This window comes from Gordonia sp. ABSL11-1, assembly GCF_030315685.1.
Classification (GTDB): domain Bacteria; phylum Actinomycetota; class Actinomycetes; order Mycobacteriales; family Mycobacteriaceae; genus Gordonia.
Map to the genome: position 1 here is coordinate 152,857 of NZ_JASXSI010000009.1, position 18,779 is coordinate 171,635.

Sequence of the window (18,779 nt, forward strand, 5' to 3'; positions counted from 1 at the left end):
GGCAGGAACCTTCCGTTCGAATGTTGCAGCCAGCGTATCGGCCCGTGCCGCGACGCGATGTGACACGGCGCACAGGCCGCCGACGGCAACTTCCTATGATGTGCCCATGATGGCCGCTACGAGCGTGGAGTGCTGACCGTGAGCGATACAGATGCCGTGGGTCCGGTCCCCGGCGCGGGACGGGTGCGACAGAACGAGATCTACACGCAGGGCGTCCACGGGCGCCGCCCACGGGTCCCGACCGACCACGCCGAACTCGAGCGGCGTGCGCGGCGGGCGATGTCGACGCGCGCGTGGGCCTACATCGCCGGTGGCGCGGGCGAAGGCTCGACGATGACCGCGAACCGTGCTGCCCTCGACCGGTGGGCGATCGTGCCACGTGTGTTGCGTGATGTGTCGTCGCGGTCGCTTGACATCGAGCTGTTCGGCAGGCGCCTTCCCGCGCCGGTACTGTTCTCGCCGGTGGGTGCAGGCGCACTGGCCGCTCCGGAGGCCGACGTCCACATCGGCCATGCGGCGGCCGAACTGGGCGTGCCCTACATCTTCTCGAATCAGGGCAGTGCGCCGATGGAGACGGTCGCGGCCGAGATGGACGGCGTCCGCGCCGGCGCACCACGCTGGTTCCAGCTCTACTGGTCGACCGACGACGATCTCGTCGACAGCCTGCTCGGACGGGCGGAGGCGATGGGCGCCGACGCCGTGGCCGTCACGCTCGACACCACGATGCTCGGTTGGCGCCCACAGGATCTCAACATCGGCTCGCTGCCCTTCGCGCGCGGCGAGGGGATCGATCAGTACACGTCGGATCCGAGGTTCCGGGACATCGTCGCCGACCGCGTGAGGGCGGCCGCGGCGGGGGAGCGGCCGGAGATCTCGCTCGGCGCGATCAAGACGCTGTTCTCGATCGCCCGCAACGCGCCGGGATCCCTGCTGAAGAATCTGACGGCGCCCGAACCGCGGGTCGCGGTGCAGACATTCCTCGACATCTACTCACGTCCATCGCTGAACTGGGATGACGTCGCGGGGCTGCGCGAGCGCACGTCGCTGCCGATCGTGCTGAAGGGGGTGCTGCACCCCGACGACGCCCGACGGGCAGTCGATGTCGGCGTGGACGGCATCATCGTGTCCAACCACGGCGGACGGCAGATCGACGGAGCGATCGGGTCGATCGATGCCCTGGCGGCGATCGCACCTGCGGTCGACGGCCGGATCAAGGTTCTCGTCGACTCCGGGATCCACACGGGCGCTGACGTCTTCAAGGCGATCGCACTCGGAGCCGATGCCGCCTGCATCGGCCGTCCGCACATGTACGGTCTGGCCCTCGCCGGTGCCGACGGTGCGCGCGACGTCGTCGCCAACATCATCGCCGAGCTCGACCTGACACTCGGACTGGCCGGGTGCACGTCGGTCACAGAAGTCAATCGTGATGCGCTGAAATTGATTTCGTAGTACGAAGACGCGATATTCGCGTGCACGTACTACGTAATCGTGGTCACACCAGCGGGCGACCGGTCCGGATTCGCCAGCGCACGTCCCACAGCAACACGTTGAACGGGAACTCGCGCAACGGTTTCGGCAGCCGATCGGTGATCGCCTTGGCCAGCTTGTTGTGGGCGTCGAACACCCTGCGCTGCCACGGCGTGAACTCCAGGCCCATCTTGTCCCGGAAGTTCTGCGGCAGGAATCCGATGGTCAGCAGTTCGAACCACCACCCGAAGACGATGCTGAACCAGCGCGGCAGGAACTCGGCGCGGACGATCGACATCAGATGATCGCGGATCACCGGGTCGATCTCGAAGGTCTCCACGGTCTCGTTCCAGTAGACCTCGAAGTCGGCGCGCGTCGCGGGCCACATCTCGCGCGGGACCTGCAGCGTCGTACCGAGCACCGCACCATTCTGGTACGCCTCCTCGGTGATGTCGGCCGGATCGCCGTAGATGAGCTGCATGTCCTCCCATCCCTTGTACAGGCAGGCGGCCACCCACAGCTGCAGCTTCGGGTCGAAGGCGTTGTACTTGACCGGGCTGTCGGCGGTCGAGCGGACCTTCGCGTGTGCCGAGCCCACGGCCTTGCGGTACAGCCGACGATCGCGCGGGCTGCCCATCGAGGCGACGGCCAGATAGCTGAGAGTGGTCCGCGTCCGCTTGATGGGGTGCTTGAACAGGTTCCCGCTGTCGACGCGGCTCTCGTACACGCCGTATCCGACGGCGGGCATCGCGAGCTGCATGATCACGTTGGCCGGGCCGGCCAGGGCGGAGATGCCTTTCATCTCGTTCTGGCGGGTCGGCAATGCGTCGAGTTCGCCGCGGGTCATCCGCGTGATGGGTGGCAGGTACTCGGTGTCCGGTTCGGTCGCCGCGAACGCGGCCGGCAGTTCGACGTCGGTCTCGATCGGCTCGCTCATGATCGGTTCGGTACTCACCATGGCCCCCTGACTTCGGCGTCGTCATATTCTGACAACAAACGTTTTCTCTTTCATTCAACGTTGACAAGGTTGCTGGTGTCAAGATGGACACGTGGTGAACGCATCCCGGACAACTCCGACCACGGGTCCCGCCGCCGGTGGCAGCTCGACCGAGAGCCTGCGTGCCTACGGCGGTGAGGACGGCGACAGCCGGGTCGCACGTCGTCGGGCCACTCTCGTCGACGCGGCGCTCGAGCTCCTCGGCGCCTCCGACGGCGGATCCGTGACCGTGCGGGGTGTGTGCCGGGAAGCCGGCCTGACCACGCGCTACTTCTACGAGAGCTTCGATTCCATCGAGGCGCTCGTCGTGGCAGCGTTCGACGAGGTGACCGCCGAGATCTCGGCTGATGCCCTCCAGGCCTTCGCGGCCGCCGACGAGGTCGAGGACCGGGTCACCGGAGCCATCGCGGCGATCGTGCGGATCATCGACGAGGATCGTCGCAAGGGGCGGCTGCTGTTCTCCCAGGCGCTGCTGAGTCCGACGATCGCCGCCAAGCGGATGGAGTCGACGGAGTTGTTCGCCGCGCTGACGCTGCAGTCGGCGTCCGGCGTGCTCGAGGTGCGCTCGGCGCAGCACGCGCTCGCGGCCGCACATTTCCAGGTCGGCGGGCTCGCCCGGGTGCTCGCGGCGTGGCTCGACGGCCACCTCGACATCGACCGCGAGGGGGTCGTCGACGTCGCTGTCGGCCTCATGATGGCGATCGCCGACGGGGTCGACCGCTTCGGCGGCTGAGCGCCGCGCGGCGGGTGCGCGACTCTGCGACCGGGCGGTGACGCTATGTTGGAACCCATGAGCAGCGGGACCGACGAGACGGATGTACGTCCAGATTCTCTCGGTCAATGGCGAGACTACGGCGCGGCGGAACTGCCGGTGCCCCTGGCTGCAGCCCTCGCGGCCTTCGCCGAACACGGATATCACGGCACGTCGGTCCGGGAGATCGCCGCACGCGCGAACCTGTCGGTGCCGGGCCTCTATCACCACTACCCGTCGAAGCAGTCGCTGCTGCAGGGGCTGCTCGAGCGCACGATGACCGACCTGCTCGGCAGGTCCGAGCAGGCGATCGCGGAGGCGGGAGATCAGCCCGTCGATCAGTTCGATGCCGTGGTCGAGTCCCTGCTGCGATTCCACATGTATCGCCGCGAGCAGGCGTTCGTCGGGTCCACGGAGATCCGCAGCCTCGACGACTCCTACAAACAGACCTACATCGGGCACCGCGACCGCCAACAGCACATGGTCGACGAGATCGTGTTCGCCGGTGTCGAGGCGGGCGACTTCGCCACCCGCTATCCCAAGGACGCCAGCCGCGCTGTCGCGACGATGTGCGTCGGGGTGTCCACCTGGTTCAAGCTCGACGGTGAACTCGGCGCCGACGAACTGATCGCCCGCAATCTGCAGATCGCGCGGGAGACCGTCGGCTACCGCGGCGCCGGCCGGGTCACTGCGCACTGACGCGTCTCGTCGCCTCCCGTCGACTTGACCGTCGACGCCGCAGCTGGCAAGGTTGCGGACGCCGAACGATCGCTCGGTCGGCGCACCGATGAGGAGAAGCGATGCCCGTTGACCTGAGTTACGCCCCCGACGTCGTCGACATCGTCGAGAAGACGAACCGGTTCGTCCGCGATCACATTCTGCCGATCGAGAACGAGTATCGCGGCGACATCACCGTCGCGGGTGGCGACGATCTCCGCCGGGAGATGAACGCCAAGGCCAAGGCGGAGGGGATCTTCGCCCCGCACGCACCCGTCGAGTTCGGCGGACTCGGCTTGAACATGTCTGACCGCGTACCGGTGTTCGCCGCCGCAGGCTATTCGACATTCGGGCCGGTCGCGTTGCACATCGGCGCCCCCGACGAGGGCAACGTGCACATGCTCGCCCACATCGCGAGCGACGAGCAGAAGCACAAGTACCTCGCCCCGCTTGCCGCCGGCGACGTCCGGTCGGCGTTCGCGATGACCGAACCATCACCCGGCGCCGGCTCCGACCCGAATGCGCTGCGGACACTGGCCGTGAAGGTCGACGGTGGATGGAAGATCAACGGCGAGAAGCGCTTCATCACCGGCGCCGACGGCGCGGGCTTCTTCATCATCATGGCGCGCACGGCTGGCTCACCCGGCGACCGCGGCGGCGCGACGATGTTCCTGGCCCCGGCCGACACCCCTGGCATCTCCGTCGACCGGCACATCGTGACGACCGACCGCTCGATGATCGGCGGGCACTGCGAGGTCAGCTTCACCGACGTGTTCGTCCCCGACGAGGACATCCTCGGGGAGGTCGACGAGGGCTACCGCTATGCGCAGGTGCGTCTCGGCCCGGCACGTATGACCCACGTGATGCGGTGGTTCGGCTCGGCTCAGCGGTGCCACGACGTCGCCGTCGACTACGTCTCGCGACGAGAAGGGTTCGGCGGCAGGCTCGGTGACCTCGGCATGATCCAGCAGATGGTCGCCGACAACGAGATCGATCTGGCCGCCAGCATGTCACTGCTGGTCAAGGCCTGCCACGACCTCGATCAGGGCAGTCACGCCTCCAGCGAGACGTCGATCGCGAAAACGTTTGCGGCCGAGGCCTACACGCGCATCGCCGACCGCAGCATCCAGATGTGCGGTGGTCTCGGTGTCTCCGACGACCTCCCCCTGGCGCGGCTGCAACAGGAGCTGCGGCCGTTCCGGATCTACGACGGCCCCTCCGAGGTCCACCGCTGGGCGATTGCCCGTCGCGCCATCGGCCGGGCGAAAAAGTCTGCGCACCAAGCGGCGTCGGCGGGATCGAACCGGTGAGCGGCGGCCACCCGGCGCTCGACGCGGCACTGCTGCGTCGATTCCTGGTCGAGCGCGACGTTCCCGTGGTGGGTGATCTGCGGATCGACCTCATCAGCGGCGGCAAGTCCAACCTGACCTTCAGTGTCCGTGACGACGAGTCGCACTGGGTCGTGCGGCGTCCGCCGACCAGCGGTCTGACCCCGTCCGCGCACGACATGAATCGCGAGTGGGCGGTCACCAGCGCCCTGCAGTCCACCGATGTGCCGGTCGCACCGACCGTCGCGATCGATTCCGACGGGGAGGTGCTCGGAGCGCCGTTCACCGTCGTCGGCTTCGTCGGCGGTCAGGTCATCCGTACCGCTGACGATCTGAAGACGTTGTCGGACAACGATGTCGAGCGCAACCTCGACGGCCTCGTCGAGACCCTCGCTCGTCTGCACGAGGTCGATCACGTCGCCGTCGGACTCGGCGAGTTCGGACGGCCGGACGGTTTCGCGGCACGACAGGTGAAACTGTGGGCCCGGCAATGGGGCCACGTGAAGACCCGCGAGCTCGACGACGTCGACCGGCTCGTCACCGCGCTGTCCGAACGGATCCCCACCGACACCCGCAACACGATCGTGCACGGCGACTACCGCGTCGACAACACCATCATCTCCGCCGATGACGCGGGAGTGGTTCGCGCCGTGGTGGACTGGGAGATGTCGACGCTGGGTGACCCGCTCACCGACATCGCGCTGATGTGCGTATACCGTCGCCCCGGTTTCGATCGGGTGGTCGGTTTCGAGGCGGCGTGGACCAGCGATCGTTATCCGTCCGCCGACGAGATCGCGCAGCGCTACGCCACCCGCTCCGGACGCGACCTCGGCGACTGGGACTTCTATCTGGCGCTGGCCAATCTGAAGCTCGGCGTGATCGCCGAGGGCATCACGCACCGGGCACGTGCGGGCGCGGCGTCCGAGGGCGCCGAGACGGCGGCCGAGGCCACCGCAGAGTTCATCGCGGCAGGGCTGGGACAGCTCTCCGGGGCCACGAGGGGATAAGACGATGTCGGACAACAAGGTTGCACTGGTCACCGGGGCATCGCGCGGAATCGGCGCGGCGATCGCGGAACGATTCGCCGCCGACGGGTGGGATCTGACGATCAGCTCGCGCGGCCGGGAGGCCCTCGAACAGCGGGCCGGTGAACTCGCCGAACGCGGCGCCGGTCGCGTCGAGGTGATCCCCGCCGACATGACCGATCCCGATGCAGTCGAGGCGTTGGCGGCCGGCCACGTCGAGGCCTTCGGGCGTACCGACGCACTCGTCATCAACGCAGGTATGGGGCAGAAGGGTGCTGTCGCCGACCTTCCGGTCCGACGGTTCGACCGGCTGTATCAGGTGAACGTGCGGGCGCCGTACATCCTCCTGCAGAGCCTGATCCCGACGCTGCGGTCGACCGCGGAGGCGCACGGGGCCGCCAAGGTCATCGCCGTCGCGTCCATCACGGGTGTGTACCCGGAACCGGAGTTGTCCGCCTACGGCGCCACCAAAGCGGCGCTGATCTCGCTGTGCGAGACGTTCAATCTCGAGGAGTCGGTGAACGGCGTGAGCGCGACGACGATCGCGCCCGGCTACGTCGACACCGACATGTCCGACTGGCTCAAAGACGAGCTCCCCGGGGACGAGATGATCACCGTCGGCGACGTCGCCACCATCGCACACTCGGTGACCCAGCTGTCGCGATTCGCGGTGCTGCCCAACGTGATCCTGACGCGTCCGGGGAGCAATCTGCATCGGGCGTGAGTACGAAGGGCACCTCACCGGTACGTCGCGACCCCACCGTCACGGTCGGCGAGGTGCGCGTGTTCGTTGAACGACACCACCGACACACCGCTGCGTCCGACGATCAGCTTGGACACCGAGGCATTGACCATCGTGCGGGAGAGGGCGGGCCACCGCTCTGACGGGATGCCCCAGATATGGCCGAGCCACTGGGTGATACTTCCCGCAGACGCGACGACGACCACGGTCTGCCCCGAACCGGCGAGTGCGGTCGCCCGGTCGGCTGCGGCGAGCACCCGGGCGCTGAAGACCTTGTATGTCTCGCCCCCGGCCTCGTGGTGCTCTCTCGTATCGGCGATCCACTCGGCCAGTCCGGCGTCGAGCCGTTGCTGGTAGCCGCGCCCGTCGCCGTACTCTTCGGCAGTCGCGGTCCCGACAAGCGCGGGTAGCGCGTACTCGTTCCAATCCGGATCGACCTCGGGTGCGGGAGCCGCGTCGAAGGCCGACAGCACGCCCTGCAGGGTCTGGGCCTGACGGGGAAGGTCACCGCTCACCGCGGCGGTCACCTTGCCGGTGAGCCCGGACAGCAGGACGCCGGTCAGCCGTGCCTGCATGACGCCGGTGTCGGTGAGGCCGCCTGGTCCGTTCGGCGCCGGGTCGTCGCTGCCGGCGATGCCGTACGCATTCGGGTCGGCCTGTCCGTGCCGGACCAGATAGATCACACCCATGACCCACACCCTATGGCGTGCCGGCGCCGACCGATGAGTTCGGGACGGCCGTTCGGTCCGTATCCACGGGGAAGCCGAGATCCAGAGCAGGAGTGTCCGACGTTGTCGACGATGTTGTTCGTCAATCTGCCCGTGACAGACGTGGCGAGGTCCCGTGCGTTCTACGCGAGGCTGGGTTTCCGGTTCGACGCCATGTTCTGTGATCAGGGCACGCTGTGCATGGAGGTCAACGAGTCGACGAAGGTCATGCTGCTCTGCCGCCGACGGTTCGCCGGGTACGCCGCCGGCCCGGTGGCCGAGCCCGACAAGGCGCGCGAGGTGCTGCTGGCCGTCTCCGCCGAGTCCCGCGCCGACGTCGACCGGCAGGTCGACGCGGCGATACTGGCCGGGGGAACCGAACTCCGGCCCACCGAGGACCTCGGCTTCATGTACACGCGCACATTCTGCGATCCCGACGGTCACGGGTGGGAGGTCCTCTTCATGGACCCGGCGTCGATCCCGCAGACGGCCGTCGACTGACCGCCCGCGGGGCACCGCCTCAGTGCCAGGGGCTGGGCGCCGAGCGTGCGGGGGCGTCGTAGGGCGTGGCCGGCAATCCGAAGCGCTCGAAGTCGGCCTCGAGATCGTCGCTGAAGAACGCCACGACGTAGGAGACCTTGCCGTCGGCGCCGAAGTCGACGACCTGCAGCTGGAACGGGCGATGCACGCCATCGGGTTCCCGCATGTACAGGCCGAACGCCGGCTGCCCATTGGCGACGGCGGGGAGCAGAATCTGATCGCCGGGTCCCTCGGCCGGGCAGTTCTTGCGGATGAGCGCACCGATGTCGGCCGGGCCCTGATACCAACCGGTGAAGGGCGGCATCTCCCAGATCGCCTTGTCGGTGAACAGTTCGATGATGGCCTCGACGTCGTAGCGTTCGAATGCCGACACGTACTTGGCCAGCAACTCGCGCTTGGCGTCGTCGTCGAGCTCGGTTGGTGAATCCTCCTGCGGCGACGCGTTCTTCAGCTGCTCACGTGCCCTCTGCAACAGGCTGTTGACGGTGGCGGTGGTGACCCCGATGGTGTCGGCGACCTCGGCGGCCCTCCACTGCAGGACGTCGCGCAGGATCAACACCGCACGCTGACGCTCCGGGAGGTGCTGAAGAGCGGCGATGAACGCGAGCCGGATGGACTCCCGGGCCCCGATCACATAGGCGGGGTCGGCGTCGTCTCCGGGCGCGACCTCGTCGACCGTCCCGGCGAACGGCTCGAGCCACGGCACCTCGTGGTTCTGCAGGAGGTCGTCGGTCGGATCGAAGGCGTCACCGCCGAGGCCCGACGGTAGCGGCCGACGCTGCCTGCTCTGCAGCGCCGTCAGACAGGTGTTGGTGGCTATCTTGTGAAGCCAGGTCCGGACCGAGGCCCGGCGGTCGAACTTGTCGTATCCCCGCCACGCGCGCAGGTACGTCTCCTGCATCAGGTCCTCGGCGTCGTGGTGCGAACCCATCATGCGGTAGCAGTGCGCGAGGATCTCGCGGCGGAACGGCTCGGAGACCTCGAGGAACTCGGCGTCGGAGGTGGGACGCGTGGTCGTGGTGGACATGTGACCAAGATTACGGGATGACGCCGACAGAGGCGGCCAGTCTGACCTCCGGAGATGCCCGATGGAACCGGTCGGCGGGTTTCGTGCGTCCAATGGGTAACCGACGTGGTGGCCGAACGGCTCTCACCGACCCGGCGATCAGAGGGGGACCGCCGGAGCGGCAGGAGGCCGTGCAGGCCCCCACGTCGGCCCGGGAAGGGACGGGGAGGCTCGCTGAACCGAGTGCCGAGAGGGCCTCGGACGCCTTTGGAATCAGCGTGCGCGTAAGGGAAGCGGACGAGGCGTCGGCGCCCTATATTCGCCGGTGAACGCCTATGTTGGTGGTGATGACGACGCTCCCGGTGTGACCATATCGGGGTTGCCACCGCCGTGTGCGCGTTGCTAGCTTGATCGACATGACGAGTCGCCAGCCCTACGTCCCAGAGGTCACCTATGTGACAACTGCTCTGGGCTGTCGGCTGCCGTTCGCTCGTGTTCTGTGTTGTCGCCGAATGCGCTGAATCCAGCATTCATCCCCGGGCCGACGATGGCCCGATCACCATTCGCTCATCCGAGCGGTCCTGCGCCGGAGTGCTCCGCGACGCGGACCGGGACCGGATGTGGCACATTCGATGAGGACACACAGATGACCGCCACGCTCGACCACGCCATGACCACCCCCGCACCCGTCCGACCGCAGGCTCGCCGATCCTCCGGAACCCGGGCGCCTCGGCCCCTCGCCTATGGGTCGCCGCGGAAGGGAGCCTCCACGATTCACATCGTCACCCCGCAGCTACAGCTGTCGTCGAAGCCGGCGGCACTCGTCCTGCGTACCGCGCGACTGTCGGGGCCCGTCTTCCGCGACGACGCCGCCGAGCAGACCGGCCTGAGCATCTCCACCGTCAATCGACAGGTGGGGGCGCTACTGAAGGCCGGACTGATCCGCGAGCGTGCCGACCTCGCACCCGCGGGGGCCATCGGGCGCCCACGCCTGCCGTTCGAACTCAACGTCGCCGATTTCCTCACCCTCGGCATCCACATCGGCTACAAGGTCACTTCGATCACGACCCATGACCTGCTGCACCGCGTCGTCGGGGCGATCCAGATCCCCACTCCCGTGGCCGACAGCCCGGAACAGACCCTCGCCGCGATCGGCGTCAGCGCTCGCCGTTTCGTCGGGCGGTGGGCCGGTCGCCGTGTGCTGTGGGCCGGCGTCGCGCTCGGTGGCCGGGTCGCGTCCGGCGGCCTCGTCGACCACCCGCGTCTCGGCTGGTCGGCGGCCCCGGTCGGGCGGATCATCGCCGAGACGGTCGGACTGCCGGTCTCGGTGGCCAGCCATGTCGAGGCGATGGCGGCCGCCGAACTCGTCGTCAACCCCGAGCAGAAGAAGTCGAGCTTCCTGTACTTCTACGCCCGTGAGATGGTCGGTACCGCGTTCTGCGTCGACGGGATGGTGCACACGCCGAGTGCCGGACCGCCCGTGATCGGTCACTTCCCGACCGGACCGACGACGTTGCTCGACCCGGAGAAGACCGGACGACTGGAGCCGACCGCCAGTGATACCGGTGTCGTGGATGCCGCTGTCGCGCTGGGCCTGTCGGTTGACGACATCGAAGGCGTCCACGAGCTCGCCCGCGGTGGCGATGCGACGGCGCGGGCGTTGCTCGAGGAGCGCGCCGAGGTCCTCGGTCGGACGGTCGCGCTGATCGCTGATATCTTCAATCCGGATCACATCGTGCTGGGCGGTCAGGCGTTCACGGATTTCCCGGCGACCCTGCCGACCGTTGCCAAGGCGGTCAAGACCACCTCGGTGGTTCCCAATCGTGATGTCCGCGTGTCCCACTCCGGGACCACGGTCCAGCAGCAGGCGGCCGGGGCGGTGTCGCTCGACGCGATCTACACCGACCCGCTGGATGCTCTCGCGATCACTGCGTAGCGCCTCGGCAACAGTCCCCCGATCCCGGAAGGGCCGGTCGTCGCTCCTCCGGGATCGAGAGTGGCTTGCAGGCTCAGTCCGAGGTGCGCTTGTTGTAGGCGCGCAACGCGAACGGCGCGAAGACGATCGTCAGCACGATCGACCAGATGAGCGTCGCCAGCTCGGGGTGCTGCAGGGGCCACGGCGATCCGGGACCGGCCGCCGGACCGTTGCCCCACAGCACGCGCATGGCCTGTACCAGCGATGAGATGGGATTCCATTCGGCGATGGTGCGCAGCCAGGACGGCATGGGTCCGGTCGGGACGAAGGCGTTCGAGAGGAACGTCAGCGGGAACAGCGTGGTGAACATGAATCCGTTCACGGCCTCTACCGACGTCAGCCAGGAGCCGACCAGGATGCCGAACCAGATCATCGCGAACCCGAACAACAGGAGCAGCGCGAACGCCAGGACGGCCTCGCCGAACCCGTTGTGGATCCGCCAGCCGATCGCGAGGCCGGTCACGGCCATCACCACGATGCCGATGGACGAGTGCAACAGACTCGCGATGCTGCGCCCGACCAACACCGAGGACCGGCGGATCGGCAACGACCGGAACCGGTCGATGATGCCCTTCTCGAGGTCCGCGGTGATACCGGTGGACACGATGAACGCGGTGAACACGATGGTCTGGCCCATGATGCCGGGCAGCAGGAACTCCTTGTAGGAGACCCCGCCGGTGTTCGTGATCGACGCACCGAACACATACGCGAACAGCAACACGAACATGATCGGCTGGATCGTGACATCGGAAAGCATCTCCGGCATCCGCTTGGTGTGGATCATGTTGCGCTTCACCATGATCCAGGACTGCTGCCAGATGCTGGTCTGATGGATCTCGGGGCGCTGGGTCACCGATGCGCCGGTGGTGGCGGTGGTGGTCATGCGGATTGCTCCTCTTCGGGGGCCGAGGCGTCCTCGGCGCGGTGACCGGTGAGTGACAGGAACACGTCGTCGAGACTGGGCCGGGCCAGGCCGAGATCGTCGACGGCGATCCCGCTCTCGTCGAACCAGGCGACGACCCGGGTGAGGTCGGCGAGACCCTCGGCGGGGGCGGTGAGGCGGCGGGCGTTGTGATCGACGAACACCTCGGCTCCCGTCTTGCGCAGCAAGGCCTCGGCCTCGGGGATGTCGTCCGGGTCGGACACCGTCAGCACCAGGCTCGCCGAGCCCGCCTGCTGCTTGAGCTGCAGCGGCGTGCCGTGGGCGATGATCTTGCCCTTGTCGATCACGACGATGTCGTCGGCGAGCTGATCGGCCTCCTCGAGATACTGCGTGGTCAGCAGTAGGGTCGTGCCGTCGGCGACGAGTGTCCGCAGCACATCCCACAACTCGGAACGGCTGCGTGGGTCGAGTCCCGTCGTCGGCTCGTCGAGGAAGAGCACCGGTGGCGCCGCGAGCAGGCTCACCGCGAGGTCGAGACGGCGCCGCATGCCACCCGAGTAGGACTTGACCTGCTTGTTGCCGGCATCAGTGAGGGAGAACTGCTCGAGCAGCTGATCGGCGCGACGGGCCAGTACCTTGCGGTTGATCCCGTAGAGCCCACCGATCATCCGGATGTTCTCACGGCCGGTGAGGATCTCGTCGACGGTGGCGGCCTGCCCCGTCAGTCCCATGCTGCGCCGGACCATCTCGGGCTCGGTCGCGACGTCGTAGCCGGCGATCCGTGCCGAGCCGCTCGTCGGTGGGGACAGTGTGGTCATCATCCGGACCGTGGTGGTCTTGCCTGCGCCGTTGGGGCCGAGCAGGCCGAGGACCGAACCCTGCGGCACGGTGAAACTGACGCCGTCGACCGCGGTGAAGTCGCCGAACCTCTTCACCAGATCGACGGCCTCGATGGCGACGTCACGCGTTGATTGCTCCCCCGGCAGCACGGCCGGGACGGTAGGTGAGCTCATGTTTCTCCACGTTATCGATGGGGTCTGACAGTTGGCGAACGATTTTTCGGTGACCACGGCGCCACGGGTGGCGAGACTCCGTCACAGCGACAGACATACGCACCCGCAGAAAATCATCGCCCGACATCGACCGATTGTCCGAATTGCCAGGACCAGGCTAGGGCCTCACGTGCAGTTGACGTCAAGAACACCCTCTTTTTCCGCATTCACGGTCTCTGGAATGGGAAATGTCCGAGGATACGGATACGCTCGGCCGGTGGCAGAGATACGGATCCGTGACGCCGCCGAACTGCTCGGAGTCAGTGACGACACCGTCCGGCGCTGGGTTGCGTCCGGCCGGCTCGCAGCGAACTCCACCGACAACACCGTCACGACGGTCGACGGGGCAGAACTCGCCGTACTCGCCCGAGAGCGGGCGGGCACACCGCCTGACGACGGGTCGGGAGTGTTGCGATCTGCGCGCAACCGCTTCACCGGTCTGGTCACCGACGTCATCGCCGACGGGGTGATGGCACAGGTGACCCTACAGTGTGGTCCGTTCGAGGTGACGTCGTTGATGAGCTCGGACGCGGCCCGCGAACTGGCCCTGGAGCCCGGTGTGGTCGCCACCGCCGTGGTCAAGGCGACCACGGTGATCGTCGAGACGAAACGAGAAGGACAGTCATGACAAGGACAGTGTCGCGGACGTCAGTGACGAGGGTACTGGCAGCGCTGGCCGCCACGGGGTTGCTCGTCATCGCAGGGTGTTCGTCGTCGGACGATGAATCGTCGTCCGGGTCCCAGGCGCCCGAGTCGACGACGCTGAACGTCTCGGCGGCGGCGTCGTTGAAGAAGACGTTCACCGCGATCGCGGATCGGTTCGAGAAGGACAACGCCGGCGTCACGGTGAAGCTCTCGTTCGACGGGTCATCGACCCTGGTGAACCAGATCAAACAGGGGGCTCCCGCCGACGTCTTCGCGAGCGCGGATCAGAAGAACATGGACAAACTCGGCGATCAGGCCGTCGACCCGAAGATTTTCGCGACCAACACTCTGGTGATCGTGACAGCGCCCGGGAATCCCAAAGGGATCAACTCGTTTGCCGATCTGAACAAGCCGGGTGTCACGACGGTCGTGTGCCAGCCCGCGCAGCCCTGTGGAAACGCGACCGAGACGGTCGAACGCAACACCGGGATCACGCTCACCCCGGCGTCCGAGGAGCAGTCGGTGACCGCCGTGCTCACCAAGGTGACTGCAGGACAGGCCGATGCGGGACTCGTCTACGTCACCGACGCGAAGGGTGCGGGCGACAAGGTGACGACCGTCGTCGACCCGGCGTTCGCCGCCGTCGTCAACGAGTACCCCATCGCCACGGTGCGGGGGGCGGCCGATGAGGCCACCGCCAAGCAGTTCGTCGATGCCGTGCTGAGTCCGTCGGGTCAGCAGATCCTCGCCGATGCCGGCTTCGGGAAGCCTTGACGGGCAGCAGATCCGCATCGTCGGGCATCCCGTCGTGGCTGTATGTCCCGGCGGCACTCGGGGTGGCCCTGATCGTGCTACCGCCGATCGCACTGCTCGCCAAGACCCCATGGCACACATTCGTCGAGCAGGTGACCTCGGAGTCGTCGCGGCAGGCCCTGGTGCTCTCCCTGCAGACCGCGACGATCAGCACCGCCCTGTGCATCTTGCTCGGCGTGCCGATGGCGGTCGTGTTCGCACGGCACGACGGCGTCCTCACACGAGTGCTGAGATCCCTTGTGCTGCTGCCGCTCGTGCTGCCGCCGGTCGTCGGGGGTATCGCATTGCTGTACACCTTCGGCCGGCTCGGACTCGTCGGCTCACCTCTTCGTGACATCGGCATCGACATCGCGTTCAGCACCACGGCCGTCGTGCTGGCGCAGACCTTTGTGGCACTGCCGTTCCTCGTGATCAGCACCGAAGGCGCGCTGCGCGTCGTCGGTACCCGCTATGAGGAGGTCGCCGCGACTCTCGGTGCCGGACCGACCAGGACGTTGTGGAGGGTCACGATCCCGCTCGTGGTGCCGTCGTTACTGGCGGGCATCGTCCTCGCGTTCGCTCGGGCGATGGGAGAGTTCGGCGCGACGATCACCTTCGCGGGGAACGCCCCCGGGATAACGCAGACCGCGCCGCTGGCGATCTATGTGGCCGAGATCGACGATCCGACCGCCGCGATACCACTCTCACTGGTGCTCGTGGTGGTGTCGCTGGTGGTGGTCGTCGCCGTCCATGCGCGTCGGCGCGCGCCGGAGCGGAGCGCCCTGTGAGCGCGCCCGAGGCGGATTCCGCGACCGCCGACGGTCTGCGGCTGCGGGCCGACAGTCGCGTGCCGTATCTCGATCTCGAACACCACTTTCCGCTGGGCAGTACGACCGCTGTGCTCGGCCCGAATGGTGCGGGAAAGACGACCTTGTTGCGGATCATCGCGGGGTTGCACGACAGCGGTGGTGACACTCGTGTGAACATCGGCCGTGAGATCTTGCGGGACAGAGGGCATCGGGTCCCGGCACATCGTCGCGGGGTGGCGATGCTGTCGCAGGAAGCTCGCCTCTTCCCCCATCTGACAGTCCGCGCGAACGTGGCCTTCGCGCCGTCTGCGCAGCATCTTTCAGCAGCGGTGGTCCGCGAGCGTGTCGAGAAATGGCTGGAGGTCACGGAGGTCACCGACCTCGCCGATCGCAAGCCCGCCCAGCTGTCCGGGGGGCAGGCGCAACGGGTCGCGATCGCGCGGGCGCTTGCTGCCGAGCCGCGAATCCTCTTGTTGGACGAACCTTTCCGGGCGCTCGATGTCGATGTGGCGGGACGGGTGCGGGCGTTGCTGCGAGATGTCCTCTCCGATCACTCGAGGATCACGGTGATGGTCACCCACGATGTCGTCGACGTCGTCACGCTGGCCGATCGCGCGATGGTGATCGACGCCGGCCGCCGCGCCGGTGAGGGCCCAGTGGGCGAGATGCTGGCGAACCCGGTGAACGACTTCGTCGCCCGCCTGGCGGGACTCAATCTCGTGTCCGGGGAATGGGACGGCGTGGCCGTCGTCGGTGCGGGTGTCGCCGTGTTCGGCACCCTCGCCGAGCCGGTCCATCGGCATCAGCGGGCGACCGCGGTGTTCGCCCCCGATGCGGTCGCGGTGTTCACATCTCCGCCTGCCGACACCAGCTTTCGCAACGTGTTCACCACGACGGTGGAACAGGTCGTCCCGCACGGCGATCGAGTGATCGTCCGTGGCCGCGTCGGCGACGTGACGATCGGTGCAGAGGTGACCGGCAGCGCATTGCTCGACCTCTCGCTCACCGTCGGCGATCGTGTCCACTTCGCCGTGAAGGCCACCGCGGTCCGCGTCTACTGATCGTGATGCCTGTTGACCTCGAGGGCCTTGGCCTTCAGCCGCTTGTAGCCTCGGACACTCAGCGGCGGAATCGATTTCAGATACCACCGGTCGTCGTCAGCGAGGGTGTCGCCCATCGACTCGTCGACAAGGGTGGTACCGGGGCGGGCCGACCCGGACAGGCGTGCCGCCACATTCACGGTCTCGCCGAACACATCGCCGAGACGGCTGAGGACATGGCCACGCGCGAGTCCCACTCGCAGCGGCGGAATGCGCTCGTCCGTCGACAGTTCGTGTAACGCCAGAGCGATCGCCGCCGCGTCCGTCGGCTCGTGGCAGGTGAACATCACCGCATCGCCCAGGGTCTTGACCACATGGCCGCCGTTGGCGGTGACGATCTCGAACGTGTCCTCTTCGAACGACTCCAACAGTGCTTCCAGCTCGTCGAGCGCGATACGCCGCGACAGACTCGTGTAGCCGACGATGTCGGCGAATCCGACGATGAGGTCCATGCTCTCGTCCGACTCGTGCTCGACGTGATGCTCCAGCGCCAGCGCGAGGTGCCGTCGCCAGATGAGCTGCTGGATCTGGCCCAGCGCCGCGCTCATCTGGTCGATGGTCCACGGGACGTCGGGGTTGCGGTCGAGTTCGCGGAGTTGATCGGCCTGCCAGTCTGCGAGCCGGGCCATCGTCTGACCGATCGCGCGAGCGGTGGCGACCTGGGCGTCCTGGGGCATCGTCGTCTCGGAGTCGGCGAACAGCCGCAGTGCGTCGAGATCGTCCTCGCCGAAGATCTTGTCCGGGGTCGACTGCCGCGCGAAACCGAAGGCGTTCCACACCTTTTCCGCGTAGTCGGGGGAGAGGCCGAGTTCGGCGATCAGTTCGTCGCGGGTGTAGCGGGGAGCGCGTCTGTCGTCGGAGGCGGTCACGGGCTCAGCATAGAGAACGATCGCCGAACGTGGTCTCGATACGGCGCCTCGCTCCGCTCGGTGCCACTCGACCGGCAAGTGACCCCTCAGACCGCCAGCACGCCCTTCATCAGATACGCCATCTGAGCCCCGAACTCGGGCCGATGGACACCGCGGCGCATACGGATCGCGTCGTTGACGATCGACAGCGCGGCGTGGACGGTGACGGCGGCGCGTTCGCGGGAGATGCCGGGGTCGGCTTGCATGAGCAGATCCATCCAGCGGGCGACGTACCGACGCTGGATGTCGAGCAGATCTGTCGCGGTCGGCTGCCCGGCAAGAGCATGTGAATTGTTGAACGACGCCGAGAGATCCTGCGTGGAGGTGATCACGTTGACGTAGGAATCAACCAGCAGTGCAAGAAGTTTCGCCGGATCCGCGGTCGAGGCGTAGGCGGCCATCACGCCGGCCTCCAGCCGTGCCGCGCTGCGATGGCCGATCCCGGCCAAGATCGCAAGCTTGGAGCTGAAGTGTTTGTACACGCTGGGCCCGGTGATGCCGACGGCGGCACCGATGTCATCGACGCCCACCCCGGCGTAACCGCGCTCGGCGAAGAGTTCGGCTGCGGCGTCGAGGATCTCGTCCCGGCGGGTCGGCTCCCCGGCGCCGGCGGGCGGCATGGGGGGCAGCGGCGGGGCGGACGCGGGATGCAGTGCGATCACGCGACGCACGAGCATGTCGATCTCGCCCAGCGCGCGGGTCGTCGGAATCCGGGTGTTGTGGACCGACAGGCTGCCCGCGACACTGAGTACCGCCCAGGCCAGGGTCACGGCCTCGCGTTCGGAGAGGTCGGTGCCTTCGGCAAGCGCGCCGGCCCAGCGGTGCAGGATGCCGCGGGTGCGCAGCACCACCTCCCGGTTCTGCTCGTCGGTCAGGTGCTGACTCGCCCACCGCCACAACGAGGTGGACTGCGGTCGGCGCACACCGAGGGCGCAGACCGTCGAGATCAGGTCCGTAGTCGGCGGGTGGTCATCACTCAGGGCGCGGTCGGTGCAGGCCTCGAGGTCGTCCACACCGGCGAGGACGGCGGCGGCCAGCAGGGAACGCTTGTCGTCGAAGTGCCGGTACACCGACGGCGCGGTGACACCGGCCGCACGGGCGATGTCGGCCAACGACACCTGCGTGTATCCGCGGTCGGCGAACAGCGCGGCCGCATGCTCGACGAGCTGCACCTTGCGGTCGGCCGGCCGCGTGCGCCGGGTTGGTTTCTCGGAAGCCATGGTGAATCGACCATAGCGCATCTTCAGCGGTGCGAGTGAGTGCCTGACCACCCGGTATAGCCAAACAAGTTATTCCGCGTTAGCCTCGTGGGGTAACCACACATGGTTCATGCGA

The 18,779-nt window shown here is 67.4% G+C and carries 19 protein-coding genes; 12 read left to right on the top strand and 7 right to left on the bottom strand.

Annotated elements, in window-relative coordinates:
* Positions 1 to 138 precede the first annotated feature (138 nt).
* Positions 139 to 1,449, top strand: a complete 1,311-nt coding sequence (locus QSJ19_RS12420; protein WP_286320768.1) for an alpha-hydroxy-acid oxidizing protein — start codon at positions 139 to 141, stop codon at positions 1,447 to 1,449.
* A gap of 43 nt (positions 1,450 to 1,492) precedes the next feature.
* Here the strand turns inward: QSJ19_RS12420 and QSJ19_RS12425 are convergent, their stop codons facing one another.
* A complete protein-coding gene (locus QSJ19_RS12425; RefSeq protein WP_286320770.1) occupies positions 1,493 to 2,404 on the bottom strand; it encodes an oxygenase MpaB family protein in 912 nt (303 codons plus the stop codon).
* Between the two features lie 112 nt (positions 2,405 to 2,516).
* On the opposite strand from QSJ19_RS12425, the gene QSJ19_RS12430 reads away from it, so the two are divergent.
* From QSJ19_RS12430 to QSJ19_RS12450, 5 genes are all read left to right on the top strand, one after another.
* Positions 2,517 to 3,197 (top strand): TetR/AcrR family transcriptional regulator, encoded by a 681-nt coding sequence (locus tag QSJ19_RS12430; protein WP_502876149.1) that lies wholly within the window; start codon positions 2,517 to 2,519, stop codon positions 3,195 to 3,197.
* A gap of 57 nt (positions 3,198 to 3,254) precedes the next feature.
* Positions 3,255 to 3,914 carry a TetR/AcrR family transcriptional regulator gene (locus QSJ19_RS12435; protein WP_502876150.1) on the top strand — a complete coding sequence of 220 codons (660 nt, stop codon included), beginning with the start codon at positions 3,255 to 3,257 and terminating at the stop codon, positions 3,912 to 3,914.
* Between the two features lie 101 nt (positions 3,915 to 4,015).
* Positions 4,016 to 5,242, top strand: coding sequence for an acyl-CoA dehydrogenase family protein (locus QSJ19_RS12440; RefSeq protein ID WP_286320773.1), 1,227 nt, complete (start codon positions 4,016 to 4,018; stop codon positions 5,240 to 5,242).
* The gene (locus tag QSJ19_RS12445) at positions 5,239 to 6,267 is read left to right on the top strand and encodes a phosphotransferase family protein (RefSeq protein ID WP_286320774.1); all 1,029 of its coding nucleotides are present in this window, start codon (positions 5,239 to 5,241) and stop codon (positions 6,265 to 6,267) included. The genes QSJ19_RS12440 and QSJ19_RS12445 overlap by 4 nt, the downstream gene beginning before the upstream one ends.
* A gap of 4 nt (positions 6,268 to 6,271) precedes the next feature.
* Positions 6,272 to 7,009, top strand: a complete 738-nt coding sequence (locus tag QSJ19_RS12450) for an SDR family NAD(P)-dependent oxidoreductase (protein ID WP_286320775.1) — start codon at positions 6,272 to 6,274, stop codon at positions 7,007 to 7,009.
* A 14-nt stretch (positions 7,010 to 7,023) separates the two neighbouring features.
* Here QSJ19_RS12450 and QSJ19_RS12455 read toward each other — a convergent pair whose 3' ends face one another.
* Positions 7,024 to 7,716 carry a histidine phosphatase family protein gene (locus tag QSJ19_RS12455; RefSeq protein WP_286320776.1) on the bottom strand — a complete coding sequence of 231 codons (693 nt, stop codon included), beginning with the start codon at positions 7,714 to 7,716 and terminating at the stop codon, positions 7,024 to 7,026.
* Between the two features lie 102 nt (positions 7,717 to 7,818).
* On the opposite strand from QSJ19_RS12455, the gene QSJ19_RS12460 reads away from it, so the two are divergent.
* Positions 7,819 to 8,235: a VOC family protein gene (locus tag QSJ19_RS12460; protein ID WP_286320777.1), complete on the top strand. Its 417-nt coding sequence runs from the start codon at positions 7,819 to 7,821 to the stop codon at positions 8,233 to 8,235.
* 19 nt (positions 8,236 to 8,254) lie between these two features.
* Here the strand turns inward: QSJ19_RS12460 and QSJ19_RS12465 are convergent, their stop codons facing one another.
* On the bottom strand, positions 8,255 to 9,301 hold the full coding sequence (locus QSJ19_RS12465; protein WP_286320778.1) for a sigma-70 family RNA polymerase sigma factor: 1,047 nt from the start codon (positions 9,299 to 9,301) through the stop codon (positions 8,255 to 8,257).
* A 625-nt stretch (positions 9,302 to 9,926) separates the two neighbouring features.
* Here QSJ19_RS12465 and QSJ19_RS12470 point away from each other — a divergent pair.
* Entirely contained in the window at positions 9,927 to 11,216 is a 1,290-nt protein-coding gene (locus tag QSJ19_RS12470) for an ROK family transcriptional regulator (protein WP_286320779.1), read from the top strand.
* A gap of 73 nt (positions 11,217 to 11,289) precedes the next feature.
* On the opposite strand, the gene QSJ19_RS12475 is transcribed toward QSJ19_RS12470, so the two are convergent.
* Together QSJ19_RS12475 and QSJ19_RS12480 are read right to left on the bottom strand one after the other, a co-directional pair.
* A complete protein-coding gene (locus QSJ19_RS12475) occupies positions 11,290 to 12,138 on the bottom strand; it encodes an ABC transporter permease (protein ID WP_286320781.1) in 849 nt (282 codons plus the stop codon).
* Entirely contained in the window at positions 12,135 to 13,151 is a 1,017-nt protein-coding gene (locus QSJ19_RS12480) for an ATP-binding cassette domain-containing protein (RefSeq protein WP_286320783.1), read from the bottom strand. Before QSJ19_RS12480 ends, QSJ19_RS12475 begins: the two co-directional genes overlap by 4 nt.
* A 256-nt stretch (positions 13,152 to 13,407) precedes the next feature.
* On the opposite strand from QSJ19_RS12480, the gene QSJ19_RS12485 reads away from it, so the two are divergent.
* The 4 genes from QSJ19_RS12485 to QSJ19_RS12500 are packed head-to-tail and all read left to right on the top strand — an operon-like array spanning position 13,408 to position 16,497.
* A complete protein-coding gene (locus QSJ19_RS12485; protein WP_286320786.1) occupies positions 13,408 to 13,818 on the top strand; it encodes a TOBE domain-containing protein in 411 nt (136 codons plus the stop codon).
* A complete protein-coding gene (gene modA, locus QSJ19_RS12490; protein WP_286320788.1) occupies positions 13,815 to 14,609 on the top strand; it encodes a molybdate ABC transporter substrate-binding protein in 795 nt (264 codons plus the stop codon). The genes QSJ19_RS12485 and modA overlap by 4 nt, the downstream gene beginning before the upstream one ends.
* Positions 14,606 to 15,415 (top strand): ABC transporter permease, encoded by an 810-nt coding sequence (locus QSJ19_RS12495; protein WP_286320790.1) that lies wholly within the window; start codon positions 14,606 to 14,608, stop codon positions 15,413 to 15,415. Before modA ends, QSJ19_RS12495 begins: the two co-directional genes overlap by 4 nt.
* Positions 15,412 to 16,497 (top strand): sulfate/molybdate ABC transporter ATP-binding protein, encoded by a 1,086-nt coding sequence (locus QSJ19_RS12500; protein WP_286320792.1) that lies wholly within the window; start codon positions 15,412 to 15,414, stop codon positions 16,495 to 16,497. The genes QSJ19_RS12495 and QSJ19_RS12500 overlap by 4 nt, the downstream gene beginning before the upstream one ends.
* On the opposite strand, the gene QSJ19_RS12505 is transcribed toward QSJ19_RS12500, so the two are convergent.
* Together QSJ19_RS12505 and QSJ19_RS12510 are read right to left on the bottom strand one after the other, a co-directional pair.
* Complete coding sequence (locus QSJ19_RS12505) at positions 16,491 to 17,405, bottom strand: adenylate/guanylate cyclase domain-containing protein (RefSeq protein ID WP_286320793.1); 915 nt, start codon at positions 17,403 to 17,405, stop codon at positions 16,491 to 16,493. The two genes, QSJ19_RS12500 and QSJ19_RS12505, sit on opposite strands and share 7 nt — an antisense overlap.
* An 86-nt stretch (positions 17,406 to 17,491) precedes the next feature.
* Positions 17,492 to 18,664 (bottom strand): TetR/AcrR family transcriptional regulator, encoded by a 1,173-nt coding sequence (locus tag QSJ19_RS12510; protein WP_286320795.1) that lies wholly within the window; start codon positions 18,662 to 18,664, stop codon positions 17,492 to 17,494.
* Positions 18,665 to 18,779: the final 115 nt, after the last annotated feature.